This is a genomic window from Rathayibacter sp. AY1C4 (assembly GCF_002932195.1).
Taxonomy (GTDB): domain Bacteria; phylum Actinomycetota; class Actinomycetes; order Actinomycetales; family Microbacteriaceae; genus Rathayibacter.
In genome coordinates, this window is record NZ_PSWE01000033.1 from 12624 (window position 1) to 37514 (window position 24891).

Here is a 24891-nt window from a genome sequence, read left to right on the forward strand (position 1 = left end):
AGGAATGGGGACATGCAATCCCCGAGAGTGATCCATCTCGTCGCCGATGACGTGTCCGCCCTCCTCACTCAGTCGGGAGGCGACCTGCCCGTGCTGCTGCACTGGGGTCCGCGACTCGACGCGAGCGACGACGATCTCGCAGCTTTCGCAAGAACTCCCGTGCGGACGGGGATCGAGGGCTCCTCCGACGTCCCCTACGAGCCCGGGATCCTGCCCGAGCACACCTTCGGCTGGGCCGGCCTGCCGGGTCTCCGGGTGCACCGGGAGGGCGCCGGCTGGTCGCCGAGGCTGACCGTGGACACCGTCTCGGTGGACGGGGAGGCCCTCGCGGAGGGCGCGGTCGCGCAGGCCGGCAGCGCCGCCGTGACCGTCGAGGCGCACGACGCGCAGGCCCGGATCGGGGTCGTCCTAGAGATCGTTCTCTCTCCTGCCGGACTGCTCAGGACCCGCGTCTCGGTCCGCAACGACGGCGCCGGGCACCTCGAGGTGATCGGCGTCGACCCCGCCCTCCGGATCCCGACCGAGGCCCGCGAGATCCTGGACTTCTCCGGCCGCTGGGGCACCGAGAAGATCCCCCAGCGCCACCCCGTCGTCACCGGCACCCACTCCCGCTCCTCGCGGCGCGGCCGCACCGGCCTGGACGCGACGACGGTCGTCGCGGTCGGCACCCCCGGCTTCGACTCCGCCGACGGGCGGGTCTGGCTCTGCCACGTCGGCATCGGCGGCAACCACGAGCACGCGGTGGAGCGCGGCGACGGCTGGCTCGCCTTCCGCGGCGGCGAGCTGCTCCTGCCCGGCGAGGTGCGCCTCGCGAGCGGCGAGAGCTACTCCTCCCCCTGGATCTCCGGCAGCTTCGGCCACGGCCTCGACGCTGCGGCCGCCCGCTTCCACGCCCACCTCCGCGGGGTCTCCCGCTCCTCGCGCCGGCCGCGCCCGGTGACGCTCAACGTCTGGGAGGCGGTCTACTTCGACCAGGACCTCGCCGTCCTCGCCGAGCTGGCCGACCGAGCCGCCGCCCTCGGGGTCGAGCGCTACGTGCTCGACGACGGCTGGTTCCTCGGCCGCAGCGACGACCGCGCGGGCCTCGGCGACTGGACGCCCGACCCCGTCGCCTGGCCCGACGGCCTCCTCCCCCTCGCCGAGCACGTCCGCGGCCTGGGCATGGAGTTCGGCCTCTGGGTCGAGCCCGAGATGATCAACGAGGACTCCGACCTCGCCCGCGCGCACCCCGACTGGATCCTGCGGGCCCGCGAGGAGCTGCCGCCGCGGTTCCGCTTCCAGCAGGTGCTCGACATGACGAACCCCGACGCGTTCGCGCACATCCTCGGCGTGCTCGACGGCCTGGTCGCCGACCTCGGCGTCGCGTACCTCAAGTGGGACCACAACCGCGACCTGATCGACGCGGGCCACCCCGCCACCGGGACGGCCGCGGTGCACGAGCAGACGCTCGCGCTGTACCGGCTGATCGACGAGCTGCGCGCCCGGCACCCGGAGCTCGAGATCGAGAGCTGCGCCTCCGGCGGCGGCCGGGTCGACCTGGGGATCCTCGAGCGCACCGACCGCGTGCACACCTCCGACAACCAGGACCCGCTGGACCGCTCGCGGATGCTGCGCTGGACCGGGCTGCTCGTGCCGCCGGAGATGCTCGGCTCGCACGTCGCCTCGCCGGTCAACTCCGTCACCGGTCGCACCAGCGACCTGCACACCCGCTGCGCGATCGCCTTCCTCGGCCACTTCGGGATCGAGTGGGACCTCCGCGAGCTGGACGCGGAGGAGGAGCCCGTGCTGGCGGGCTGGATCGCGGCGTACCGCGAGCACCGCGGCCTGATCGCGACCGGCCGGGTCGTCGGGGGCGATGACTCCGACCCCGACGCGCCGTCGCTGCGCGGCGTCGTCGCGCCGGACGGCTCGGAGGCGCTGTACACGCTGGTCACGCCCGCGCTGACCGCGGACTCGCGCCGCCGCGTCCGCCTCCCGGGCCTGGATCCGCGGGCGCGCTACCGGATCGAGACCGCGCGCCCCGGCTCGCTCGGCCCGCCCTGGCAGAGCCCGCACTGGCTGGAGTCGACGGTGCCGCTGGACTCCGACGCCCCGGCCCCCGCCTACTCGGGGAGCCTGCTGGGCGAGGCGGGCCTGGACCTGCCGACCTTCCACGCCGACCGCGCGATCGTCCTGCGGCTCGTCCGCGAGACCGCGTGAGCACCGCCGCCGCCCCCGGCGTCCTCGGCACCGCCGCCGCCGGAACCGCAGCCGCCGATCCGTCCGCCACCACTCTGGAGCACCCCGTGAACAGCACCGTCACCGTCGACCTCGACCGCCCCGGCGCCACCATCAGCCGCCACCTCTACGGCCACTTCGCCGAGCACCTCGGCCGGTGCATCTACGACGGCTTCTGGGTCGGCGAGGACTCGCCCGTCCCGAACGAGGGCGGGATCCGCCTGGACGTCGTCGAGGCCCTCCGCGCCCTCGACATCCCCAACCTCCGCTGGCCCGGCGGCTGCTTCGCCGACCGCTACCACTGGACCAACGGCATCGGCCCGCGCGAGGAGCGTCCCGGCCTGATCAACACGCAGTGGGGCGGAGTCGCGGAGGACAACTCCTTCGGCACCCACGAGTTCATGGCGCTCTGCGAGCTGCTCGGCGCCGACGCCTACATCTCGGGCAACATCGGCTCCGGCACCGTGCAGGAGATGGCGGACTGGGCCGAGTACCTCACCGGCGCGGGGAAGTCGCCGATGGCCGACCTGCGCCGCTCCCACGGCCGGGAGGAGCCGTGGACCGTCCGCTTCTGGGGGCTCGGCAACGAGACCTGGGGCTGCGGCGGCAACATGCGAGCCGGCGCCTACGCCGACCTGGCGCGGCAGTTCGGGACCTTCGTGCAGAGCGGCAACGACACTCCGCTCTACCGCGTGGCGGCCGGAGCCGACGGCGCCGACACCCACTGGACGCAGACGCTGATGGAGGTGATCCCCGAGATCGAGGGGCATCCCTTCTCCTCCGTGCCGTGGGAGTCGGTCTCGGTGCACTACTACACGATCGGCGGCAGCTGGCACGCGAAGGGCAGCGCGACCGACTTCGACGCCGACACCTACTGGAGCACGATCGTGGCCGCGCAGGGGATCGAGGAGCTGCTCCGCTCGCACGCCGCGGTGATGGACGTCCACGACCCCGAGAAGAAGTACGGGATGGTGCTCGACGAGTGGGGCACCTGGTGGGACGTGGAGCCGGGGACCCATCCGGGCTTCCTCTTCCAGCAGAACACGATCCGCGACGCGATGGTCGCGGCCTGGCACTTCGACGTCTTCCACGGCTTCGCCGACCGCCTGACGATGGCGAACATCGCGCAGACGGTGAACGTGCTGCAGGCGATGCTGCTGACGGACCCGGACGGCGGCGAGATGGTCCGCACGCCGACCTACCACGTGTTCGAGATGAACAAGGGGCACCACGACGCGACGGTGCTGCCGACCACGGTCGCCGGCCCGACGCACGCGGTCGACGGCCGCGAGATCCCCGTCGCCTCCGCCTCCGCCTCCACGAAGGACGGCCGCGTCCTGGTCTCGCTGACGAACGTCGACCTGGAGGAGCCGCTCGAGGTCTCCCTCGACTTCCGCGGTGGGACCGTGACCGGCGCGATCGGCCGCCTCCTGACGGCCGACCGCCCCGACGCGCACAACCGGCCCGGCGCCGCCGACGAGGTGAGTCCCGTCGCCCTCGAGGGCATCGAGACCACGGCGACAGGACTGCGCGTCACGCTGCCCCCGCACTCCTTCGCGACCGTGACGCTGGAGCTGTCGTGATCGCCGCGCGCACGGAGGCCGCCCGCCGCCCGCCGATGGGCTGGAACAGCTGGGACTGCTTCGGCGCCTCGGTGACGGAGGAGGAGGTGCTCGCGAACGCCGAGTACCTCGCCGAGCACCTCCTGCCGCACGGCTGGGACACGGTCGTCGTCGACATCCAGTGGTACGAGCCCGATCCCGGCACGAGCGACTACCAGGAGGTGTCGGAGCCGGTGCTCGACGACTGGGGGCGCCCGCAGCCCGCCGTCGGACGCTTCCCCTCCGCGGCGACAGGCGGATTCACGGCGCTGGCCGCGCGCGTGCACGCCCTCGGCCTCCGCTTCGGCGTCCACCTGATGCGCGGCGTCCCCCGGCGGGCCGCCGAGCTCGGCCTGCCGGTGCTCGGGTCGGAGGCGACCTGCGCCGACATCGCCGACCGCGGGAACGTCTGCCCGTGGAACCCCGACAACTACGGAGTCGACATGAGCGCGCCCGGCGCGCAGCAGTACTACGACTCCGTGATGGCGCAGCTGGCCTCGTGGGGCGTCGACTTCGTGAAGCTCGACGACGTGCTCTACCCGCCGATCCAGGCGGAGGAGATCGCCGCCCTCTCGCGCGCGATCGACGCGACCGGCCGTCCGATGGTGCTGAGCCTCTCCCCGGGCAAGCAGCTCTCGCTCGAGAACCTCGAGCTGCTGCGGTCGACCGCGCAGATGTGGCGGATCTCGGACGACTTCTGGGACGACTGGGCGCACCTGCACGAGCAGTTCCAGCGGGCCGCGCGCTGGGCGCCGCACCAGCGCCCCGGCGCGTGGGCCGACGCCGACATGCTGCCGCTGGGGCGGATCGGCGTGCGCGCGCACGTGGGCGAGGACCGGCTCTCGCGGTTCACGCCCGCGGAGCAGCGGACGCTCGTGACGCTGTGGTGCCTGCTCCGCTCGCCGCTGATGATGGGCGGGCACCTCCCGGACACGCCCGCCGACACTCTCGCGCTGCTGACGAACGGCGACGTCCTCGCGCTCCTCGGCAGCGACGGCAGCCGCGAGATCGTCCGCGACGGCGACCTGGTGGTGTGGTCGGCGTGGCGCGGCGACGAGCAGTGGCGCGGAGTGTTCTGGCTGGGCTCGTCGGCGCGGTCCTACTCCGCGCACCTGACCGACCTGGGCTGCTCCGGCGCAGCCTCGGCCGTCGACGTGTGGAGCGGCGCCGAGCTGCCGATCGTCGGCGGCGGCGCCGTCGAGCTCGAGCTCGAGCCGCACGGCTGCCGCCTGCTGCGCCTGGCCTGACGCGCGGCCGCCGACCGGGGCGGGCGGGGCCCGCCTCGCCTCGGCGAGAAGCCAGGACTTGTCGCACTCGGCTTCGAGTGCGACAACTCCTGCACACTCGCGAGCGGAGGCGGCGCAGGACCCGCCGAGACGACGGAGGCCGCCGCACTCGAGCTCGAGTGCGACGGCCTCCGGACCGTCAGGAGCAGGCGCCCGCGGGTCAGGACTCCGTGTCGACGAGCGAGTCGAGGTGCGCGAGATCCTCGGACGAGATCTCGAAGTCGACGTCGGCGTTCTCGACGATGCGCGAGGGCGTCGTCGACTTCGGCAGCGGCAGCACGTCCTTCTCGAGCAGGTAGCGGATGCAGAGCTGCGCCACCGACTTGTCGTACTTCGCGGCGATCTCCCCGATGTCGGAGTTGTCGAGCAGGCCGCCCGTCGCGAGCGGCGAGTAGCCCTCCACGAGGATGCCGCGCTCCTTGCAGTACGCGGTCGTCTCGTCCTGGGTGTTGCCGACGAACCAGCGGATCTGGTTGGCGTGCGGCACCACGTCGGTCGCCGCGATCAGCGACTCCAGATCGGCGACCTGGAAGTTCGAGACGCCGATGGCGCGCGAGCGACCGTCCTCGAGGATCTCCTCCATCGCCTTCCACGCCGCGATGTTGCCCTCGCGGTGGTCCGAGCCCATGTCCTGCCAGGGCCACGGGGCGTGGATGAGGTACAGGTCGACGTGGTCGAGCTCGAGCGCCGCCATGGTGGTCTCGAAGCTCGCCTTCGCGCCCTCGTAGTCCTTCACCTCGGCCGGGAGCTTGGTGGTGATGAACACCTCGTCGCGCGGGACGCCGCTGTCGCGCAGGGCCCGGGCGACGCTCGCCTCGTTGCCGTAGGCGCGGGCGGTGTCGATGTGGCGGTAGCCCGCCTCGAGCGCGGCGGTCGTCGCGTCGTAGGCCTCGGGGCCGTCGGGGATCTGCCAGGTGCCGAACCCGATCTTCGGGATGGCGACTCCGTTGGACAGCGTGAACGTGTCGGTCAGGGCGGGCATGACTCTCCTCTGCATCGGTCTTCTCCGCGGGCCGCCACCGGCGGCGCCGCTCCTTCCACGCTAGGCCGGGCCCCCGGCTCGCGCGGGCCCCTTGCGCTTGGCGCCTCCGGTGCTACGCGGCCGTCGCGCTCCCCGCCGCCGACCCCGCAGAAGTCGCAGGTCCCGCACTCGAGCACCGCGACTTCTGCGGACTCGCGAGCCGGCACCGCCGGCCCGCCCCCGCGAGCGGCCGGCGCCTCCCCCCTGAGGCGCCGGCCGCTCAGCCTCGCGCCACCGACCAGGGGGTCCGCAGCGCCCGCTCGGCGAGGAACCGCCGCTCCCCTGTGATCGACACCTCCGCCGTCAACGCCGCGTCCGCCGCCGAGGCGCCGGCCGTCAGCCGCAGCGGCCCCGGGTCCACGGCGAGCCGGCCGTCCTCCCCCGTCACCGCGAGCCGGGCCGCGTCGACGTGGAAGTGCACCGTCATCGTCTCGCCCGCCGCGATCGGCACGCGCGCGAAGCCGATCAGCTGCGCGACCGGCCGCACCACCGCCGAGGTCGGGTAGCCCGCGTAGAGCTGCACCACCTCGACCGTGTCGGCGCCGTCGTTCCGGAGCGATACCGCCACGTCGAGCGATCCGCCGACCGGCAGCTCCGCCGCCGTCGCCAGCTCCGTGTACGTCACCGCGCCGCGGGTCAGCCCGTAGCCGAACGGGTAGAGCGGAGTCGCGTCCAGCGCCGTGATCCCGGGGTTCGAGAGCCCGAGCGACGGCTGCAGGTACGTGGTCGAGGCGGACGGGAGCCGCGGGATCTGCACGGGCAGCCGCCCGGTCGGAGCCACGCGGCCCGAGAGCACGCCGGCGACCGCAGCCGCCCCGTCCGCTCCCGGGAAGAACGCCTGCACGAGTCCGCGCGCCGCTCCGAACGCCCCGAGCGCGTAGGGCCGGCCCGAGAGGACGACCACCACGGTGGGCACGCCGGTCTCGAGCACGGCCGTCACCAGCGGCTCCTGCGCTCCGGGGAGGCGGAGGTCGGCCGCGTCGCAGCCCTCGCCCGAGGTGCCGTCGCCGAAGAGCCCGGCGATGTCGCCGACCACGACGACCGCCGCGTCGGAGCCGCGGACGAGGTCCACCACCTCCTGCACGCCGTCGGTCGACGCGGAGGTGATCGAGCCGCCCTCTGCGAAGCGCACGCGCGACGCTCCGAACTCCTCCTGCAGCGCCGTCAGCACCGTCGGGATCGACAGGCCGAGGTCGTGCCCGGGGTGCTTGGAGAGCACATGGTTGGGGAACGCGTAGCAGCCGACCAGGCTGCGGAACTGGTCCGCGGCCGGTCCCACGACGGCGAGCGAGCCGGAGGACAGCAGCCCCGCGACGTCCTCGTCGCGCAGCAGCACGACCGACTCCTCCGCGATCCGCGACGAGATCGCGCGGTTGCGAGCGCTGTCGAGGTCGACGTCCTCGGCCCCGTCGGGCACCAGCGGGCCGCCGTCGAGCAGGCCCGCCTCGAACTTGTGGCGGAGGTGCCTGGCCACGGAGCGGTCGAGGTCGGCCTCGTCGACGACGCCCTCGCGGATCAGGCGCGGCAGCTCGCCGTACGCCGCCGTCTGCGGCAGCTCGACGTCGACCCCCGCGTGCAGCGCCAGGCGCCCCGCGTCGGCCGCGTCGACCGCCACGTGGTGCATGGCCTGGAGGAACGGCACCGCCCAGTAGTCGGCGACGACCGTGCCCTCGAAGCCCCAGCGGTCGCGGAGCAGCGTCGTCAGCAGGTGCCGGCTGGCGCTGCTGGGCACGCCGTCGATGTCGGTGTACGAGGTCATCACACTGCGGGCACCGCCGTGCCGCAGGGCGGCCTCGAACGGAGGCAGCACCGTGTCGGCGAGCTCGCGCGGCCCCATGCTCACCGGGCCGTGGTTGCGGGCGCCGCGGGAGGCGGCGTACCCGGCGAAGTGCTTCAGCGTCGCGACGACGCCGGTCCCCTCCAGCCCCGCGACGTAGGCGGCGCCGAGCTGCGAGACCAGGTACGGGTCCTCGCCGAGGGTCTCCTCGACGCGGCCCCAGCGGTAGTCCTTCACGACGTCGACGACCGGGGCGAGGCCCTGGTGGATGCCGAGGGCGCGCATGTCCGAGCCGATCGCCTCCGCCATCTCGCCCACGAGCTCCTCGTGGAAGGTGGCCGCCCAGGCGAGCGGAGTGGGGAACGCGGTCGCGCCGTACGCGGCCAGGCCGGTGAGGCACTCCTCGTGCGCGATGGCCGGGATGCCGAGGCGGCTGCCGGCGACCACGCGCTCCTGCAGCTCGCGGAGCCGGCGGACGCCCTCCGGGACGGTGACCGGCTCGGTGCCGAACACGCGGGTCAGCTGGCCGAGGCCGCCGGTGAAGAGGTCGTCGCCCGCGGCGAGCCCGTCGTCGAGCTTCGGGGCGAAGTCGTCGGCGGAGTCGGTGAGCCAGACGGAGCCGAGCTGCGCCGCCTTCTCCTCGAGGGTGAGTTCCTGGGTCAGGAGGCGGGCGCGCTCGGCCGGAGGCAGAGCGCGATCCCGCCAGTCCCGCCCGGGAGGACGCGCGGCGTCCGTCCCGGGCAGTGCTGGGGAAGCGTCGTGCATCAGCCCTTGAACGCCCCGTCCATGATCCCGGACACCATCCGGCGGCCGACGAAGAAGAACGCGATCAGCAGCGGGAGGGTGGCCATGAACGATCCGCCCATCGCCAGGGCGACGTCGATCGAGCGGTTGGCCTGCAGCTGCTTCAGCGCGATCTGCACCGTGAACAGCTCCGGCGACTTGAGGACGATGAACGGCCACATGAAGTCGTTCCAGACCGCGGTGAAGGTGATCAGTCCGAGGACGAACGCCGCGGGGCGGACCACCGGGAAGGCGATGCGCCAGAACAGCTGCCACGAGTTGGCGCCGTCGATGCGGGCCGCCTGGATCAGCTCGTCGCTGACCGTCGTTGACATGTGCTGCCGCATCCAGAAGATGCCGAAGGCGCTGGCCAGGCCCGGCACGATGATCGCCTGGAGGGTGTCGACCCAGTCGAGCGCCGAGACGATCAGGTACTGCGGGATGATGCTCAGCTGCGCCGGCACCGTCATGGTCAGCAGCACGATGAGGAACAGCACGTTGCGGCCGGGGAACTGCAGCTTCGCGAAGGCGAAGCCGGCCATCGCGCAGAGGATCGCCGAGATGACGGCGATGCTCAGCGACACGATGAGGCTGTTCAGCATCGAGGCGATGAACGGGACGGTGTCGAACACCTTCTCGGCGATCGCCATGAAGTTCGTGCCCGGGTACAGGCGCGGCGGGATCGACGTGACGGCGGTCGCTCCGACCGACGCGACGACGAACATGTAGTAGAGCGGGAAGATCGAGACGAGCACCGCGATCACGAGGAAGACGTAGGTCGGCCAGCCGACTCCGCCGCCCTTCCCGCGCCGCTTCGGCAGCTGTGCCTTCTGGACCGTGGGGGCCAGCGTCTGCGGGACGGCCTGGTCGATCACATCCGACATCAGACGGCCTCCTTCCGGGTGCGGGTGGAGAGGTAGAAGTTGAGGAGGGAGACGAGGACCACGATCACGAACAGCACGACGCCGATGGCGGATCCGTAGCCGAACTTGAACTGGCCGAAGCCCTGCTCGTAGAGGAAGAGCGCCAGCGTCTGGCACTGCCGGCCGGCGCCGCAGGTGAGGCCCGATTCGGGAGCCACCAGGAGCGCCTCCGTGAAGATCTGCAGACCGCCGATGGTCGACATGATCACGGTGAAGACGATGATCGGGCGCAGCGCCGGGATCGTCAGGTGGCGGAACTGCTGCCAGCTGGACGCGCCGTCGACGGAGGCCGCCTCGAACATCTCGCGGGGCAGCGACTGCAGGCCCGCCAGGTAGAGAAGCGTGTTGTAGCCGAACCAGCGCCAGAAGACCATCGTCGAGATGACGATCCAGGAGCCGTAGTTCGTGGCGAGGAAGTTGATCGACGGCAGTCCGAAGATGCCGAGGAACCAGTTGATCAGGCCGAAGTTCTTGTCGAAGATCTGCGCGAACACGATCGCGGTCGCCGCGACGGAGGTGATGTACGGCACCAGCAGCGCCATGCGGAAGAAGTTCGCCCAGCGGAGGCGGGCGTGGTTCAGCAGGTGCGCGAGGAAGAGGGCGAACAGCAGCTGGGGCACCGTCGAGATGATGAAGATGCCGAAGGTGTTGACCAGCGCGTTCCAGAACCGGGAGTCGGCGAAGAGCTGCTGGAAGTTCGCGATGCCGACGAAGGTCTGCTCGCCGATCGGGTTCCAGTCGAAGAGCGAGACGTAGAACGTGAACAGGAGCGGGAAGAGCCCGAAGACGATGAAGATGATGAAGAAGGGCGCGACGTACGCGTAGGGGGCGATCCGCTCCGAGAGGGAGTTGCGGATCCGCGCGGCCTTCTGGACCGGCGCGCTGGGCTGCTTGCGGGGTGGTGCTGCTGTCACCGTTGACACGGGAGTACCTCCGTCGAGAAAGGGGGGAGGGGCCCGGCGCGCGAGGCGCCGGGCCGCTCGGGTGGGTGGGGCGATCAGCCGCCGATGGCCTGCTTGGCCGTGTCGAGTGCGGTCGACCACGCCTTGTCGGAGGTCACGTTGCCGGCCTCCAGCTCGACGAGGGTGTTGAGGAGCGCCCCGTTGATCGGGGTGGTGTCCGGTCCGTTGTAGAAGGACGGGAACTGCTCGACGGAGGTCGCCATGACCTCGCCGATCTTCGAGTCGCCGAAGAACGGGTCGGTGTACGACTGGACTTCTTCGCTGGCGACCGCCTCGGTGGCGGCGGGCAGCGTGCCCGAGGCCTTGAAGTGGTCGGTCTGGCCCTCGGCCGACATCATCGTCTTGATGTACTGCCAGGCGGCCTCGGGGTGCTCGGCGCGGGCGGGGATGGCGATGACGCTGCCGCCCCAGTTGCCGCCGATGCCGGGGACGCTGGTGACGCGCCAGTTGCCGGCGGTGTCGGGGGCGTCGGTCTTGATGCCGGCGAGGATCCACGAGGGGGCGATCGTCACGGCGAAGGCGCCGTTCGCGCGGCCCGGGGCCCAGCCCGAGGACCAGGCGGCGATGCCGGCGCTGATGCCGGCGTCCTTGGTGTCCACGGCGACCTGGAACGCGTCCTTCACCTGCGGGTTGGTGTCGTAGACCAGCTCGCCGTCGGGCGAGTAGTACTTCTCCGAGACCTGATTGACGGTCGAGAAGAAGACGCTGGTCTCGATGTTGTCGACGAACGGCTTGCCGGTCGCCTCGGTGTACTTCTTGCCGGTCTCGATGAAGGACGGCCAGTCCTTCCAGAGCTCGGCGACCTGGTCGGGCTCGGTCGGCAGGCCGGCCTGCTCGAAGAGGTCGGCGCGGTAGGCGAAGCCCAGTCCGCCGACGTCGGTCGGGACGCCCACGACGGAGCCGTCGTCGGCGGTCGCGGCGGAGGCGGCCCACGGGAGGTAGGTGGAGGCGACGTCGTCGCCGCCGAGGGTGCGCAGGTCGAGGAAGTTCGAGCTGTTGGCGACGAACTGGGGCAGGTCGTCGTTCTGGATCATGACCAGGTCGGGCACCTTGCCGCCGGCGAGGGCCGCGGTGAGGGCGGTGGCGGTCTCGGTCGTGCTGCCGACCTCGGAGAGCTTGATCTTCGCGTCGGGCATCTTCGCGAGGTACTCGTCGACGCTGTCCTTGGCGTTGATGCCGGTGAAGGACCAGAAGGTGGCTTCGGCGTTCGGGTCGTCCGAGGCGCCTCCTCCCCCTCCGGACGAGCACCCGGTCAGGGTGAGCGCGACTACTGCTGCTGCGGCGGCTACGGCCGTCAGGCTTCTTTTCACGACAATTCCTCTTCGTTGGGGATTCGCAGGGTTTCGGTGAGGGCGGGCCTCAGAGAACGATCTCTTGGCGGCCAACCTAACCCGCCCGCGAGCACGATGCAAGCGAGAACCGGTCTCCGCGAGATAACGATCTCCGCCTAGTATCAAAGGGAAGTTTCGCAAATCGAGCAGTTCCGGACGGCCGCCCGCCGCCCCGTGCGAGTCTTCACTCCGACGCTCTCCCCACCGTGCTCCGCGGGTAGGCGCGGAAGCCGGAACCTCCCCTCGCAGAAGGAAGCAGCATGACTCGACCCACGCTGGTGGACGTCGCCCAGGCCGCGGGCGTCTCGCGCGCCACCGCCGCCCGGGTGCTCGCAGGCGGCACCAATGTCGACGTCCGGATGACCGCCGCGGTCGAGCGCGCCGCGAAGTCCCTCGGCTACGAGGCGAACAGCGCCGCCCGGATGCTCCGCGGCGGGCGGGCCGGGGCCATCGCCCTGATCGTCGCCTTCAACGAGCTCGACAGCCTCACCGGGACGTTCTTCACCTCGGTGCTGAAGGGCGCCGCGAAGGGCCTCTACGCCGGCGAGGTGCAGCCCGTGCTGCTGCCCGCCGACCACGACGACAGCGACCGCATCCCCCGCTTCCTCCGCTCGCGGGCCGTCGACGGCGCGATCGTGATCCTCCAGCACGAGATCACCCACCTCGCCCAGGCGCTGGCCGACTCCCCCGTGCCGATCGCCTGGGTCGGCCGCCCTCGCGTCGCCCTGCCCGAGGACGCGATCGTCATCGACTCCGACAACTATGGAGGCGGCCGCCTCGCCGCCCGCGCGCTCGCCGACTCCGGCCGCCGGCGCCTGGGCATCATCGCCGGCCCGCACGACATGGAGCCCGCCCGCGACCGCATCCGCGGCTGGCGCGACGAGCTGACCGAGCTCGGCCTCGACTCCAGCCCCATCGTGCACGGCGAGTTCACCCTCGAGAGCGGTTCCGCCGCGATGGCGCGCCTCCTGCAGCGCCACCCCGACCTCGACGGCGTCTTCGCCTCCTCCGACCTGATGGCCAACGGCGCGATCCGCGTCCTGCAGGCGTCCGGCCGCCGCGTCCCCGCCGACGTCTCCGTCATCGGCTTCGACGACGTCGTCATCGCGACCACCTCGGATCCGACCCTCACGACCATCCGGCAGCCCCTGGAGGACATGGGCCGCGTCGCCGCCGAGACCGTCGTCGCCGTCGTGCAGGGCCGCCCGGTCGACCGGCAGCCGATCCTCGCGACGACCCTCGTGCAGCGCGAGTCCGCATGACCCCGCCTCCCCCGCACCGCCTGATCGTCAGCACCGACGCCGCGAACGAGGCCGACGACCAGTTCGCGATCATCCAGGCGCTGCTGACCGAGACCCTCGACGTCCGCGGTCTGGTCGCGGCGCACTTCGGCCGGCCGGGGAGCATGCCGGAGTCGCGCGCCGAGATCGACCGCATCCTGGAGTTGGCGGGATCGACGGTGACCGTCGTCGACGGCGCCGAATCGGCCCTGCCCGCCGAGGCGTCGGACGGCGCCCGCCTGATCGTGGCTGAAGCGTTGCGCGACGCGGGCCGGCTGTGGATCGCCGTCCTCGGGCCGCTGACCGACGTCGCCGCCGCCCTGCTGCTCGAGCCGTCGATCGCCTCCCGCGACGTCGTGGTCGTCTGGGTCGGCGGCCCGCCCTACGACGCGATCCCCGCCTACAGCCCCGAGTTCAACCTGATCAACGACGTCGACGCCGCGAACCGCGTCCTCGAGTCGGGCATCGCCCTGTGGCAGATCCCGATGCCCGTGTACTCCGGAGTCGGAGTCGGCCACGCCGAGCTGCGGACGCGCCTGCGCGGAACCAGCCCCCTCGGCGACTACCTGGTGGACCAGCTGATCGCGTTCAACGAGACCATCCCGTACGGGCCGCTCGACTTCCGGTCGCTGGGTGACAGCCCGGCCATCGGCGCCGTGATGAACCCCGCCGGCGGACGCTGGCGGGAGCGCCGCGCGCCGCGGTTCTCCGCGGACGGCGAGCTCCTGCCCGACTCCGGGCCGCACACGATCCGGGTCTGCGAGGCGTTCGACACCCGCTGGCTGATCGAGGACCTGTTCGCGAAGCTCGTGGAGTTCGGGGAGCGAGCGGGCGGCGAGCGCTGATGGTCCCTCGTGGCGAGGCATCCGATGCGTGCGCTCGCTGAACAAACGAAGGCCTTCTGCGATGCGAGCGGACACCGCGGGTTGCTCGCACGATCCCGAGATCAGGTGTAAAGACGCAGCTCGGCTTCGAGAAGCGACTCAGCCCTGAGTTCCTTTATGAGTTCTTGAAGAGCTTCCACCGCGACGGTCTCGGCGCTCTCCGAGTCGGTCGCCTTGTGCGCAGCTCTCAGTACCGCTTGATGTCTATCGTAGATCGGATCCTCTGCATAAACAGCCTCGAGCACATCCGCGAAATCGACGAAATACCGGTAGAGAGTGCCGATGCCGACGCTGGCGCGAGCCGCCACCTTGGCGGTTGTCGCCCGATCTCTACCCACCTCGATGACGACTTCGCGTGCCGCCGCGACGATCGCGGCTCGCGTTCGATGAGCTCGATCTTGGAGTGGTTTCACTGGTGTGCTGCGATTTTTCGCTCCTGTCATACCTTTCGTCCTCTCACCACACGCCTGGAACGTGACACATATTCATATGGTCGATCGGAGTGTGCTGCCAACGAGAGTCGCATTGCGGGCGGCCCCCGAAGTGATCTCACCAGCGCGCTGGCCGCCACCCTTCCGGCCACGCCAACCGAGGGCGCTGAAGCAAGCGAAAGCGGAGGAGAGAAAGAAGTAGAGCCGAATTCACGAAGATCCGAGTAAGACTCCTCGCTCACGAACGCGCCACTTATCCCGCCACTTGAAGCTCCGCTCTTGACCGTTCCTGACTTCGCTGCAAGCCTTCTTCAAACGCGGAGATCAATCCGCATCTGAAAAAACGCTACAGATGAAAGGCCGTTCGATATGCCATTGAGGGAATTCAGAAGTGCCAATGAGAGTAGAGACAAGAAGCTAAAGGTGGATCGCATGAAGCGTTTCCGTTCCTTCGCTGCAAGCCTGCTTATTGCGGGCATCGCAGCCACCGGAATCGGACTGGTCTCTACGGGACCGGCGATGGCAGCACAACCGCCCGCCGGCTACCCCAGTACAGACACCTTCGCGACGGTGTCGAGCAGTACGCATGGGAGTTTCCCGATCCGGCGCGGCTTCTACGATGCAGACATCGAGCGCGGGTGGGGCTTCGACAAGGTCTTCCACAAGCACAACATCTGGAGCACCAACGCAATGAAGAAGGTGATGGCTTCCACGAACAGCACGCTGCAGGGGAACGGCAATTACAACCTGAAGGCCTACGCGGGCAACTACGACTGCGTCGACGGCAGGTGCGTGCTCCGCGAGCAGGTCGAGTTGCTGGGCATCTACAATCCCCGGTCGTACGACCTGTACTACGGATGGCCCGTCGGCGGAAAGATGGGCATGCAGACCCTCTACTGCAAACAGGGCGGCGAAGCTCGCTGCGCCGACTGGGTGACGTACTCGATCAACCACCCAGGTGTCGACAACCCGTACAGCCGGTCGAGCACGCCTGCGGAGGAAGGGCTCACGGCGGACGAACAAGCGAAGCAGGCCGAGATCCTCGCGTCGCCGGAGATCGAGGAGCTGAAGGCAGAGATCGCAAGCGACGTGACCGAGGTCGCGTTCGACTACGCGCCCCTGCCGGAGATCATGTTCACGGAGTAAGTTCGGTCAGTAGCAGAGGAGAAGAAATCTACTCTTCTCCTCTGCTACTGACGATTAGAAGGAGTTAGGCAATGACACAAGCGGAACATACAGCCGACGCCTTCCTGCGAGGAGTGCGTGTCTTCCTAAAGCAAGATCGTGCTGGTGATATCGAACTTATTCACTGCTGGGCACAGGAACCTAATGACGCCTTCATCCTCTATAGATATCGAAGAGGACCCTCCAACGTTTTCGGGTGGCATGAACAGCTTCTCACGTCCGAAGGAGTGGAAGCCGCACTACTTCATGGTATGGATACAGCCCAAGAGCTTTCGGAACCCGTTGGAACCGCGTCTATCAAGGCTGATGAGAATGGCATCAAATGGGTCGGGCAAGCAATTCATACCAGCCAGCCGAAACTTACCTTCGAGGCAGTGACTTTATTGCGTTCCGCTATGGAACGCTAGAAGAGGTAACGCGGGGCTTCGCAGGCCCGGCGGCGTGGCCCTGTGGCCGGGAAGGGTGGCCGACGGGCATGGGGGCTGGGCGTTTACATACCCGCGAGCCCCTGTGGTACCTCCTAGTTGGGTGTGACGGCGGAGGGAGGAGGGAGCGAGCCTTTGCTCGAGCGGTGCGTGTGAGCGCATCGCGTCACTCAGCTCCGAGCACCGTGCTGTCAAGGGGTCGGTTCAGGGTCCTGCGCATGGTGTCCGACCTGATCGGCACCTACGACCGGGAGACGACCTCCGCGAGCATGAACAAGGGTGTGCGCTCGACCACGAGCGCGTTGAAGCGCGAACTGATCCTCGACGTCGCGGAGCTGGCGAACCTCCCCACACCGAGGAAGGGCCGCAAGATCGGGCGCGCGGTGATGATGTCCTCCGGTAACCGTGCCGCGATTCTGCGCACCGTCCCCTGGTTCGACGGACCCAAGGCGCTGGTGGAGTCGATCAACGCCTCCATCGCGAACCACAAAGCGGGCAAGCCCGCACCGACGACGCCGCCCCTCGTCACTACCGCCGTTATCGAGGAAGCATGACCGCAGACGACTTCGACCCGTTCGGCGGCGAGGACTCCGCACCCACCGCAGAGCACGCTCCGGCGCCAGGCGAGGAGGCAGTAACGACGCACTACGGGTCCGCGGATGAGTTCGTGCGCAAGCAGCTCATCAGCACCTACCGCCGCCGGGTGATTGCGTATGGCTCCGGGGGCGGCATGCGCTGGAAAGCGGCCTGGTGGGAAAGCGAGGCGGCGGTGCAGCGCGTCGAGGCCCTGTGGCGGGCGTGGGAGGCCGCACGGCGAGACGAGACGGACGGGCCGAGCACCTGGTGGGTCAACCACTGCGACCCGCACATGAACGTGCTCCTCTCGATGGACGGGCCGTTCGCGGACTCCCGCGACGAGAACGACGTCGGAGATCCGCTGCCCTACACGCCGCCACCGGTCGGCATGTTCGAGGACGACAACCAGCCCCCGCTCTACACCGAAGTGGCAGCGGCACGGGAGGCGACGGCCTGAGCCCAGGGCAAGAGTGAAGGGGAGCATCCGACTGGATGCTCCCCTTCTTTGCGTGGCGTGCGTCAGCGTCCGAGGCGGACGCCCCCTGACCACCTGTGCACAGCCCAGCTCTCGCTGGGGCTGGCCTGCACACAGGTGGACAGCGGGACCTCGGCCGCAGTACAGATTCGGGATTTTTTGCCCGATGATGCCGGGTATGGGTTTCCTCGACAGGCTGCTGGGCCGGACCGCTCCTCGCACCAACGACGCCACGTCGAAGGAGGAGCCGAGCGCCGCGTCCCCGTTCGCGCACCGCGTTCAACTTCGCGTGAACCTCAGCACCACGATCGAGCTTGGCGTGGTGCAGCTGACGGGAACGACGACCTTCGCCCGCGAGGCGATCACGGCGCTGGCATCACGTCATCACGCCGCCGAAGGCGGCTACATCGAGACGTCCGGTTCCCTGCAACGAGAGCCCGACAACAGAGCAGACCCGTTCGCCGTAGGAGTGCATGTCGAGGGCGAGCGCATCGGCTACCTCCCCAGCTTTATCGCGCAGGAGCTCGAGCTGAGCGAGGACGGGTCAGAAGTCGTCGAAGTGCAGATCTTCACCGAACTTCTGCCCACCGGCCTGCGAGCCGAGGCATGGGCATGGCTGGGCGACGGACCCGCGCGGTGGCAGTGGTCCGCATCGAACCGACCACCCCTGTCATCACCAGCGAAAGCCGCCGCGCACCACCAGTCCTCCCGAACCATGGTTAAAGAGGCCCTCGCCGGCGGAGGAGCGCGAGCGAAGGACTTCCAGCGCGGGATGGTGAACGGAGTGCACTATCTGGAGCTGGTCGAGCCGATCAAACAGCTCAAGCGCGAAGGACGACTCGACGAAGCTCTCGTCCTGTGCACAGCAGCGATCGCCGGAGCAGAAGGCTCCCGCGACGGCCGCGAACCGGCACCCTGGTACACCGAGCAAGCCGCCATTATCTACCGCAAGCTCGGACGCCGCGACGAAGAGATCGCTGTCCTCCAGCGTTGGCTCAACCTGTGCCCGAAGGAACACCGCGACGGAACCCGCATCGGAGAACGACTTGCGAAACTGACGGTATGACCGCAGCCTCCGGGCCCTAGTCGCTGGCTCCGAGTGCTCCTCGGCCCGCGTCGACGCGCGCGCGGGAGCGGCGGTAGAACGTCGCTCGCGACACGCCCAAGTCACGCGTGACCTGGGCGACCGGATCCCCATCCGCATCGGTAGGCAGGCGCAGATGCCGGATCATGGCGCGCGGGATCGCTGTGCGAGTAGGCCCGCGGTGCTGACACGGTTGGGCTGGGGGGACGAGCGGGCCCTCTGCACAGCGGATCGCGGAGATCGAGCTCTGACAGCACGGCGCTGGTGACCACAGACACAGGACGTGATGTCTCGCCGCACGAACTCGACATTGTGCCTCCGGGAATCCCGTCGACATAATGACCGCATGCGATCACGCACGGCCGGTGCGTCCGCATCGCACTCGACGCCTGGACCGCGTCTGACCCTTTTCGGGCTCGACGAGGTCATCCACCACACCTCTGCACCTGTCTCGACTATGCGGTGCCGAGCGTGAAGGCCCGCACCCTCGCGGTCACGATCGGAGCGATCGTGCTGATCGGCGCAGGCGCGACCTTCGTGGTGGATCCCTTCCAGTGGCGGTCGGGCCCGGGATCGTCGGCCAGCGCCCCCGAGAGCAGCGCGACGCCGACTCAATCACCCGATGTGACCGACCCGACAGCAGAAGCCGTTGCGGATGCTTTGCGAGCACTGCCGGAGGATCCTGTCGCGGGGGCATCCGAGGCTCTGCGCCCCGCTGTTCAGGCCGCACCGGACGTCGCCGTGCCACCGGGCGCGACAATCGACGTTGACTCTTCCACCTGGGTGGCGACCGACGATCAGGCAGGCACGATCGCGATGTCGATGACGGTGCCCGGAGAGTCGGACCCGAGGGCCTACCTCGCATTCATGGTCGTCGAGAACGGCGTCTGGAAGCTGGACGGCACGATCGAGAGCGAGTTGCAGCAGTGAGACGCATTCGAGTCGCTCTGGTCATGCTGCTGCTCGCAGCGTTCGTCGTCGCCACGCCGCCCGCCGTCGCCTCGCCGACCGAGAACTCGTACCCGAATCTCTCCGCCGGCTGTGCGCCCCGAGGGCTCGAGCAGGCAAACGTCTGGATCAGCGACTACGAAGCCGACGGCGAGGCGAGACCAGATCCGGAATCGGGCCGAGTCGTCCCGGTGCTGATGGTCCACGGGTGGACCGGGAACTCAGCACACCTCTCAAAGCCGCTCGGCAACTTCTCGCGCACGGCCGACCTCGGCACGATCGGCGAATCGATCACCCCATCCTCTCGGACCGTGGTCGGCGTCCTGCAGTACCTCGGGGATACCGACGTCTACACCTTCGATTATCACGACGCGTCGGCGCAGTGGGTCACGTCCGATCAGATCGCGGCACCGCTCGCGAACTCGATCCGGTGCCTGGCTCAGAACTCCGGCCAGAAGGTGATCGTCGTCGCGCACTCCATGGGTGGCCTCGCTGTGCGCCAAGCACTGGCCCAGGATCCTGGCCTGCTCAAGGACCTGAGCCAGGTCATCACCTTCGGAACGCCGAACACCGGATCCGACATCGCTCGTTCCGTCTCCGCGGGAGGCTCGGGCGGGTCGATCAATGCCACCGCCAGCCGCGCCTTCTCGGCGCTGCTGCGGAGCGCACTTAGCAGTTGCGGTTCCGCGACGACCACCTCACTGAACACCGGGACCCCGTGCGATTGGCTACCCGCGCAAGCGAGCGCCTTCGAATCAGATGCTGGGCGGGCGCTTCGAACTGGGTCGACGGAGCTCAGTCTGTTGAAACCATGGCCGACCGAATTGCCCGTGCACGCGCTCTACGGCGACACGACGCTGACAATGCCGCGGATGGGCTTCCTCGGTCTTCCCCTCCAGACAGAGGATGTCCGCGTCGGGGACGTCGTCGTCGGCCACGAATCGGCCACAGCACGCGCGACGACTCGGGACAGCGCCCGCTGCCGCTACACAATCAGCGCAGTGCACAGCCTCGGAGAGCAGTTCCTGCGGGACATGAAGCTGAAAACGGTCGACGAAGTCGGTCGTGACCTAATGGAAGGCGGCAATTCGCCGTGCTACCACGGGTCTTTGATGCGCACGCAGCAACTCGTGAACGCCATGATCGGATACGTCGTCGACGACGTCGACAGCCGTGGGCCGATCGAGGACGTCGTCGGCGAGCTGCTCATCCCCGCCGGTGCGTGCACCCAGTGGGAAGGGTCCCGGCCCATCCAGTTGTCCGACGGTCAGGGCGAGAACTTCGACGACGGCCAGAGTGGGACGGGCATCCTCGCAACGCGGCTCGTCGGCACCACGGATCTCACCGGGGACGGCAGAGACGACGCCGTTCTTGTCGTCCAGTGCACGGGCACGCCGGCCGCGCTGTGCTGCGCCGGGCGCGCGTCGATCATGTCGACGGTGCTGGCGCTCGACCTCAGCGGCGCGACTCCCGTTCTGATCGGGACGCCTTTCTCCGGCGGCAGTCTCTCCTCCTCCGAGGGCGACGTCTACGCCAAGATCTACGACGACGGGACCGACTCCCCGCGCCTCGAGGGCACGGATGTGCTGGCGTACGAATACCCGACTTACGATCTCGAGGACCCGGACGAGGCCGAGACGATCGCCGGCTGGTTCCGCCACACATTAAAGAACGGGGAATGGACTCGAGTGAGCGAGTAGCTCAGCTCCCCGCATCCAACCCCCGCTGAACCACGATCAAGGACCTCCGACGCCTCTGCACCGACGGCACTCGAATGACCGCGACCACGTCCAGCTGGGGTACACCTCAACTAGACGTCAGACAGATCCGCGAACCACGTCCGACTAGGGTCGCTCTCGGTTTTTTCTGACACTCGTCCTTGAAACTCTTAGACTTCAACTGGACAAATAGGGGTCGGAGGCGGCATGACGGGTCAGCGAGTCGGGTACGTGCGGGTGAGCACGCTGGATCAGAGCACGCTCCGTCAGCTCGACGGCGTGATCCTGGATCGAATGTTCGAGGACAAGGCTTCCGGGAAGGACGTGAACCGTCCGCAGCTCGAAGAGATGATTGGGTTCGTCCGCGACGGGGACACGGTGCTCGTGCATTCGATGGACCGGCTTGCGAGGAACCTCGAGGACCTGCGTCGGCTAGTGCGCCGGCTGACGGACAAGCGGGTCCGGGTCGAGTTCGTCAAGGAGCAGCTGACCTTCACGGGAGAGGACAGTGCGATGGCGAACCTGCTTCTGAACATGATGGGCGCGTTCGCGGAGTTCGAGCGCGAACTCATCCGAGAGCGCCAACGCGAGGGTATCGCCCTCGCTAAGCAGCGCGGCGCTTACCGCGGACGTGCCCGCTCACTCTCGCCGGCCCAGACTGCCGAGCTACGGGAACGTGCCGCCGCCGGGGTGCCGAAGACGACGCTGGCGAAGGAGTACGGCATCAGCCGGGAGACCGTGTACGCCTACCTTCGAGTTGCTGCAACCGTCGCCGCCAACTAGCGCCAGAGCCGAAGGGCCTGGCATCTAAGGGCGGTGAGTCTTGCACCATGTTTCGCGATGAGGTGCGCCGAGGTCACCACGGCGCCAACCCCTGTAGCTCCTCGTCAGGAGCGACAGCTTCTAGCCTGGCGGCACCTCGAAGTTCCGGCGTTGCCTGTTGCCAGCCCCAGCAGGACAGGCTGCGGCAGCAGCGAGCGAAACTTACCGCGCGCAATCAATGCGTATTCCTCATTATTTGAAGGCGTTGTGAGCGGCCGCTCGTCCCAGATTGCTCTCTGCACGAGACGCCCGTGATCACCTCGTCCCCGACAGGAGTCTCTGCACGACGGCTCGGGGCAGTATGCGAGGTAGAGCAGTGGCGCTGAGTGCCGATCAGCGGCACCATCGAGAAATGGGCTTCTTCTCCTCGGCGCTGAGCAACGGACGCATCTCTTTCCCGGGGGCGTCAGAGGAGTTGGTCTTCCGGGCGGTGCTGACGGCAGCGGCGCAGTGCCGCTTGTCGGTGCAGAACGCCGATTCGACGTCCGGCTTCGTCTTGTTGCGGGCGAAGAGCTTGTACCGGCATTGGGACGGCAACCTCTCGGTGTCCGTCACCGGCGAAAGATCCGGCGCCGTAGCTACCATCTCCGGCGCCACGACGACCAACTCGCTCACCGGAGTGACGGACCCTACTTCCCAGGGAGAGCTCGGACTTGTACGGGGCCGGCTCGATACGGCGATCCGGCGAGCGGTGTCACTCGCAGGAAGCGGGAGTGCGTCGGCTACCGCAACAGGGGAACCCTCTTCGTCAGCCGTGGACGCCGATGCCCAAAACGTGACCTCGCATCAGAAGCTGTGGTCGTCCCCGTTCGGCGACAAGCGCGACAAGGCGACGGTGACTATCTTCGACGACGCCCTCGAGTGGACGCACCGAGACGTCGAGGCGTCGATTCCCGTCGGCGATATCGAGGCCGTGGACGCCGTCGACTCCCTTCAGGGCGGAGCACTGAGGATCACGGCCTACGGTAGCGAGTACGTATTCGCGTTGGACCTCCACCGAGCAAGGACCGGCGCAGCGACAGTCGAGTCGCTCATGGTGGAGCGACGCGCTTCGTCCGTTGAGGCAACCCCTGAAACGCTTACGGACGACGAGTCGCTTAAGAGGAACCCTATCGATGCAGACACCGTTGGCCCCCTTGACGAGTCGAGTCACGACGCAGCGCGGCGGATCACTTCCCTGCACGGCTTGCTGACTTCTGGTGCCATCACTCAGGAGGAGTATGACCGCAAGAAGGCGCAGCTGCTCGAGCTGCTCTGACACGGTCGTCCGCGGTCAAGCACACAAGAGCTCGCCGACAAGGAGCACGGGCGTCATCACGAGGATCGCAGTCAAGATCAACCAAGCTGCTGCGCGCGCGGCGTGTAGGTCCGATCGACGTCGAAGACCTCAGCCACTCGCCCGCGACACCAGTCACGGTGCCTGAGCGCGGCAACGCAGGCGCCCGCTCCACAAGAAAGGCCGGGCTGCGTCTCGCAACCAGTGCAGTTGATAAAAGTCGCGGGAAACAGTTGCGTTACCTAGTTCTGAGACTCACTGCTCCAAACCAGCGCGCAGGTGAGGAAGCTCCGCTTCTCTGACCAATAAGACGTCTCGAATCCATAGGGATGCGAGACAACCTATGCGCCTGTATGTACCTCGGAATGACGTCTTTGGAGTAGCGGATTACGCGCAGGCGCAGCTGAGTGCTTCTTGGACGTCCTCCGTAGTCGGTGTGCAACCTCGCCGTGGTCGATGCGCAACCTCTCCGTAGTCCATGTGCAACCTCTCCGTAGTCCATGTGCAACCTCTCCGTAGTCCATGTGCAACCTCGCCACCGCTCGCGGCGAGGAGGAGGGTGGAACCAGTTGAACCGGAGAAACATCGAAGGAGAAACATCATGGACACCACGAAGACCACGGCCAGCTAGACGACTCAGCACGGCCGGTCGTTCCAGCGCAGCAAGATTCTCGGCGGCATCGTCGCCGTCACCCTCGCCCTCGGCGTCCCGACGCTCGCCGCCGCCCCCGCGCAAGCCGACACCGTCGCGACAGCAGCCGTCACTGCCGACAGCGGCCGCACCGTCGGCACTACTGAAGCGACCAACACCGTCCCGGACCCCACTCAGTGCACCTACGGGGCTAAGGAGAAGTTCCACGAGGCGACGGGCCTCTACCCGGCCTTCAAGGGCAACGCCTATGAATGGACCGACACCGCAGCGGCAACCGGTTGGACGACCGTCCTCGATGCGCAGGCGCGTAGCATCGTCGTCTTCCAGCCCGGAGTCCAAGGGTCAGATGCGACGTACGGCCACGTCGCCTGGGTCGACTCCATCGAACAGCACCCCGACGGGCTCTACATCAACATCACCGAGCTCAACGGTGTCGCCGGCCCCGGCCAGTGGGGCACCCGCCAGGTCAAGGACGTGCCCGGCATGAGCTACATCCTCGCTCCGTAGATCCGCGGAGAAGTCCGAACGGCTGTTGCAGCACGCGCTGCAGCAGCCGTTCGCTTGTCCGTCCACCCCGCAAGGACCGAACCGACAAGCAGAACGCCTGCTTGTCGAACCACGCCGGAGCCGTGTTCATCGGATCCGCCCACTGCAGACCAGCGGCGACCGCGCACACCACGCTCTCAGGACCGGCGCCGAAGTAGCAGTACCCGTGGGTCCCTCGATTTGCAGGTGCGGCAGCATCACCACGAGACGCCAGTTAGACAGCATCTTCCACACCTGGACCGTGAAGGTCTTCGTCTCCTGCAACCGGAAGCCGTTCCCCCGTCCGCACGATCCGCTCCCCCGCGAAGTCAGCCTCGGAACGCATCTGCCGCTCGAGGTCGTCGAGCGCCTCGGCTCGAGTGCGCAGCATCGCCTTCTGAATCACCGCCCCAGTGTCCCGATAGCCACCCCCTCACTGGACATTCCATCGGGCGGGCCTTACGGGACACTGCCGCCCGCACCCATGCACAGCGCATCCGGCTCGCCGCAGTGGTGCGGTGAACGACCCCTCATCGGACGCCGGACGCATCGACGCACTAGCCCTCCGAGGCTCGCGCCGCACTACCGTCGAATGCGCCCGCCCAAGGCTCCCCTAATCCAGTAAGGGGGTGTCCTGCCCGCAGCACGGTGAGGGTGGCAGCCCGTTCGAGCCGGGCCGGGTCAGAGGAGCCTCGCGCTGCGGGCGCGA

The 24891-nt window shown here is 68.6% G+C and carries 21 protein-coding genes; 15 read left to right on the plus strand and 6 right to left on the minus strand.

Annotated features, from left to right (window positions below; all coding sequences use genetic code 11):
- The first annotated feature begins 12 nt into the window (after positions 1–12).
- The 3 genes from C5C99_RS14360 to C5C99_RS14370 are packed head-to-tail and all read left to right on the plus strand — an operon-like array spanning position 13 to position 5065.
- Positions 13–2199 (plus strand): alpha-galactosidase, encoded by a 2187-nt coding sequence (locus C5C99_RS14360; RefSeq protein ID WP_104340280.1) that lies wholly within the window; start codon positions 13–15, stop codon positions 2197–2199.
- The gene (locus tag C5C99_RS14365) at positions 2196–3800 is read left to right on the plus strand and encodes an alpha-L-arabinofuranosidase C-terminal domain-containing protein (protein WP_308471809.1); all 1605 of its coding nucleotides are present in this window, start codon (positions 2196–2198) and stop codon (positions 3798–3800) included. Before C5C99_RS14360 ends, C5C99_RS14365 begins: the two co-directional genes overlap by 4 nt.
- Complete coding sequence (locus C5C99_RS14370; RefSeq protein ID WP_258063709.1) at positions 3797–5065, plus strand: glycoside hydrolase family 27 protein; 1269 nt, start codon at positions 3797–3799, stop codon at positions 5063–5065. The genes C5C99_RS14365 and C5C99_RS14370 overlap by 4 nt, the downstream gene beginning before the upstream one ends.
- A gap of 199 nt (positions 5066–5264) precedes the next feature.
- Here the strand turns inward: C5C99_RS14370 and C5C99_RS14375 are convergent, their stop codons facing one another.
- The 5 genes from C5C99_RS14375 to C5C99_RS14395 all read right to left on the minus strand — a co-directional run bounded on the left by C5C99_RS14375 (position 5265) and on the right by C5C99_RS14395 (position 11880).
- The gene (locus tag C5C99_RS14375; protein WP_104248352.1) at positions 5265–6086 is read right to left on the minus strand and encodes an aldo/keto reductase; all 822 of its coding nucleotides are present in this window, start codon (positions 6084–6086) and stop codon (positions 5265–5267) included.
- 259 nt (positions 6087–6345) lie between these two features.
- Entirely contained in the window at positions 6346–8667 is a 2322-nt protein-coding gene (locus C5C99_RS14380; RefSeq protein ID WP_104340275.1) for a glycoside hydrolase family 3 N-terminal domain-containing protein, read from the minus strand.
- Positions 8667–9569 carry a carbohydrate ABC transporter permease gene (locus tag C5C99_RS14385; RefSeq protein WP_104224678.1) on the minus strand — a complete coding sequence of 301 codons (903 nt, stop codon included), beginning with the start codon at positions 9567–9569 and terminating at the stop codon, positions 8667–8669. Before C5C99_RS14385 ends, C5C99_RS14380 begins: the two co-directional genes overlap by 1 nt.
- Complete coding sequence (locus C5C99_RS14390) at positions 9569–10522, minus strand: carbohydrate ABC transporter permease (protein ID WP_104340276.1); 954 nt, start codon at positions 10520–10522, stop codon at positions 9569–9571. The genes C5C99_RS14385 and C5C99_RS14390 overlap by 1 nt, the downstream gene beginning before the upstream one ends.
- Positions 10523–10605: 83 nt before the next feature.
- Positions 10606–11880, minus strand: a complete 1275-nt coding sequence (locus C5C99_RS14395; RefSeq protein WP_104226495.1) for an extracellular solute-binding protein — start codon at positions 11878–11880, stop codon at positions 10606–10608.
- Positions 11881–12161: 281 nt separating this feature from the next.
- On the opposite strand from C5C99_RS14395, the gene C5C99_RS14400 reads away from it, so the two are divergent.
- Together C5C99_RS14400 and C5C99_RS14405 are read left to right on the plus strand one after the other, a co-directional pair.
- Positions 12162–13163, plus strand: coding sequence for a LacI family DNA-binding transcriptional regulator (locus C5C99_RS14400; protein WP_104261720.1), 1002 nt, complete (start codon positions 12162–12164; stop codon positions 13161–13163).
- Positions 13160–14026, plus strand: coding sequence for a nucleoside hydrolase (locus tag C5C99_RS14405; RefSeq protein ID WP_104340277.1), 867 nt, complete (start codon positions 13160–13162; stop codon positions 14024–14026). The genes C5C99_RS14400 and C5C99_RS14405 overlap by 4 nt, the downstream gene beginning before the upstream one ends.
- Positions 14027–14127: 101 nt before the next feature.
- Here C5C99_RS14405 and C5C99_RS14410 read toward each other — a convergent pair whose 3' ends face one another.
- Entirely contained in the window at positions 14128–14508 is a 381-nt protein-coding gene (locus tag C5C99_RS14410) for a TetR/AcrR family transcriptional regulator (protein WP_104288647.1), read from the minus strand.
- Between the two features lie 411 nt (positions 14509–14919).
- On the opposite strand from C5C99_RS14410, the gene C5C99_RS14415 reads away from it, so the two are divergent.
- The 10 genes from C5C99_RS14415 (at position 14920) to C5C99_RS17685 (ending at position 24164) form a co-directional block, all read left to right on the plus strand.
- Positions 14920–15642 carry a hypothetical protein gene (locus C5C99_RS14415; RefSeq protein WP_146078865.1) on the plus strand — a complete coding sequence of 241 codons (723 nt, stop codon included), beginning with the start codon at positions 14920–14922 and terminating at the stop codon, positions 15640–15642.
- A 71-nt stretch (positions 15643–15713) separates the two neighbouring features.
- The gene (locus tag C5C99_RS16890) at positions 15714–16088 is read left to right on the plus strand and encodes a hypothetical protein (RefSeq protein ID WP_146076867.1); all 375 of its coding nucleotides are present in this window, start codon (positions 15714–15716) and stop codon (positions 16086–16088) included.
- A 236-nt stretch (positions 16089–16324) separates the two neighbouring features.
- Positions 16325–16660, plus strand: coding sequence for a hypothetical protein (locus C5C99_RS14420; RefSeq protein ID WP_104256133.1), 336 nt, complete (start codon positions 16325–16327; stop codon positions 16658–16660).
- The gene (locus C5C99_RS14425; protein ID WP_104340278.1) at positions 16657–17139 is read left to right on the plus strand and encodes a DUF4913 domain-containing protein; all 483 of its coding nucleotides are present in this window, start codon (positions 16657–16659) and stop codon (positions 17137–17139) included. Before C5C99_RS14420 ends, C5C99_RS14425 begins: the two co-directional genes overlap by 4 nt.
- A 196-nt stretch (positions 17140–17335) precedes the next feature.
- Positions 17336–18223, plus strand: coding sequence for an HIRAN domain-containing protein (locus tag C5C99_RS14430; protein ID WP_104317806.1), 888 nt, complete (start codon positions 17336–17338; stop codon positions 18221–18223).
- A 489-nt stretch (positions 18224–18712) separates the two neighbouring features.
- Positions 18713–19171 carry a hypothetical protein gene (locus C5C99_RS14435; protein ID WP_146079314.1) on the plus strand — a complete coding sequence of 153 codons (459 nt, stop codon included), beginning with the start codon at positions 18713–18715 and terminating at the stop codon, positions 19169–19171.
- A 23-nt stretch (positions 19172–19194) separates the two neighbouring features.
- A complete protein-coding gene (locus tag C5C99_RS14440; protein ID WP_104288642.1) occupies positions 19195–20889 on the plus strand; it encodes a triacylglycerol lipase in 1695 nt (564 codons plus the stop codon).
- Between the two features lie 225 nt (positions 20890–21114).
- Positions 21115–21690 carry a recombinase family protein gene (locus tag C5C99_RS14445; protein WP_104256138.1) on the plus strand — a complete coding sequence of 192 codons (576 nt, stop codon included), beginning with the start codon at positions 21115–21117 and terminating at the stop codon, positions 21688–21690.
- 391 nt (positions 21691–22081) lie between these two features.
- Complete coding sequence (locus C5C99_RS14450; protein WP_104340279.1) at positions 22082–22987, plus strand: SHOCT domain-containing protein; 906 nt, start codon at positions 22082–22084, stop codon at positions 22985–22987.
- Between the two features lie 697 nt (positions 22988–23684).
- Entirely contained in the window at positions 23685–24164 is a 480-nt protein-coding gene (locus tag C5C99_RS17685; RefSeq protein ID WP_374953739.1) for a CHAP domain-containing protein, read from the plus strand.
- Positions 24165–24891: the final 727 nt, after the last annotated feature.

Excerpts from the sequence above, each read along its gene's own strand:
- C5C99_RS14400 (WP_104261720.1), top strand. The coding sequence starts at position 12,162 with ATGACTCGACCCACGCTGGTGGACGTCGCCCAGGCCGCGGGCGTCTCG.
- C5C99_RS14385 (WP_104224678.1), bottom strand. The coding sequence starts at position 9,569 with ATGTCGGATGTGATCGACCAGGCCGTCCCGCAGACGCTGGCCCCCACG.
- C5C99_RS14445 (WP_104256138.1), top strand. The coding sequence starts at position 21,115 with ATGACGGGTCAGCGAGTCGGGTACGTGCGGGTGAGCACGCTGGATCAG.
- C5C99_RS14380 (WP_104340275.1), bottom strand. The coding sequence starts at position 8,667 with ATGCACGACGCTTCCCCAGCACTGCCCGGGACGGACGCCGCGCGTCCT.
- C5C99_RS14440 (WP_104288642.1), top strand. The coding sequence starts at position 19,195 with ATGCTGCTGCTCGCAGCGTTCGTCGTCGCCACGCCGCCCGCCGTCGCC.
- C5C99_RS14450 (WP_104340279.1), top strand. The coding sequence starts at position 22,082 with ATGGGCTTCTTCTCCTCGGCGCTGAGCAACGGACGCATCTCTTTCCCG.
- C5C99_RS14375 (WP_104248352.1), bottom strand. The coding sequence starts at position 6,086 with ATGCCCGCCCTGACCGACACGTTCACGCTGTCCAACGGAGTCGCCATC.
- C5C99_RS14430 (WP_104317806.1), top strand. The coding sequence starts at position 17,336 with ATGGGTTTCCTCGACAGGCTGCTGGGCCGGACCGCTCCTCGCACCAAC.
- C5C99_RS16890 (WP_146076867.1), top strand. The coding sequence starts at position 15,714 with ATGACACAAGCGGAACATACAGCCGACGCCTTCCTGCGAGGAGTGCGT.
- C5C99_RS14360 (WP_104340280.1), top strand. The coding sequence starts at position 13 with ATGCAATCCCCGAGAGTGATCCATCTCGTCGCCGATGACGTGTCCGCC.
- C5C99_RS14420 (WP_104256133.1), top strand. The coding sequence starts at position 16,325 with ATGGTGTCCGACCTGATCGGCACCTACGACCGGGAGACGACCTCCGCG.
- C5C99_RS14425 (WP_104340278.1), top strand. The coding sequence starts at position 16,657 with ATGACCGCAGACGACTTCGACCCGTTCGGCGGCGAGGACTCCGCACCC.
- C5C99_RS14405 (WP_104340277.1), top strand. The coding sequence starts at position 13,160 with ATGACCCCGCCTCCCCCGCACCGCCTGATCGTCAGCACCGACGCCGCG.
- C5C99_RS14410 (WP_104288647.1), bottom strand. The coding sequence starts at position 14,508 with ATGACAGGAGCGAAAAATCGCAGCACACCAGTGAAACCACTCCAAGAT.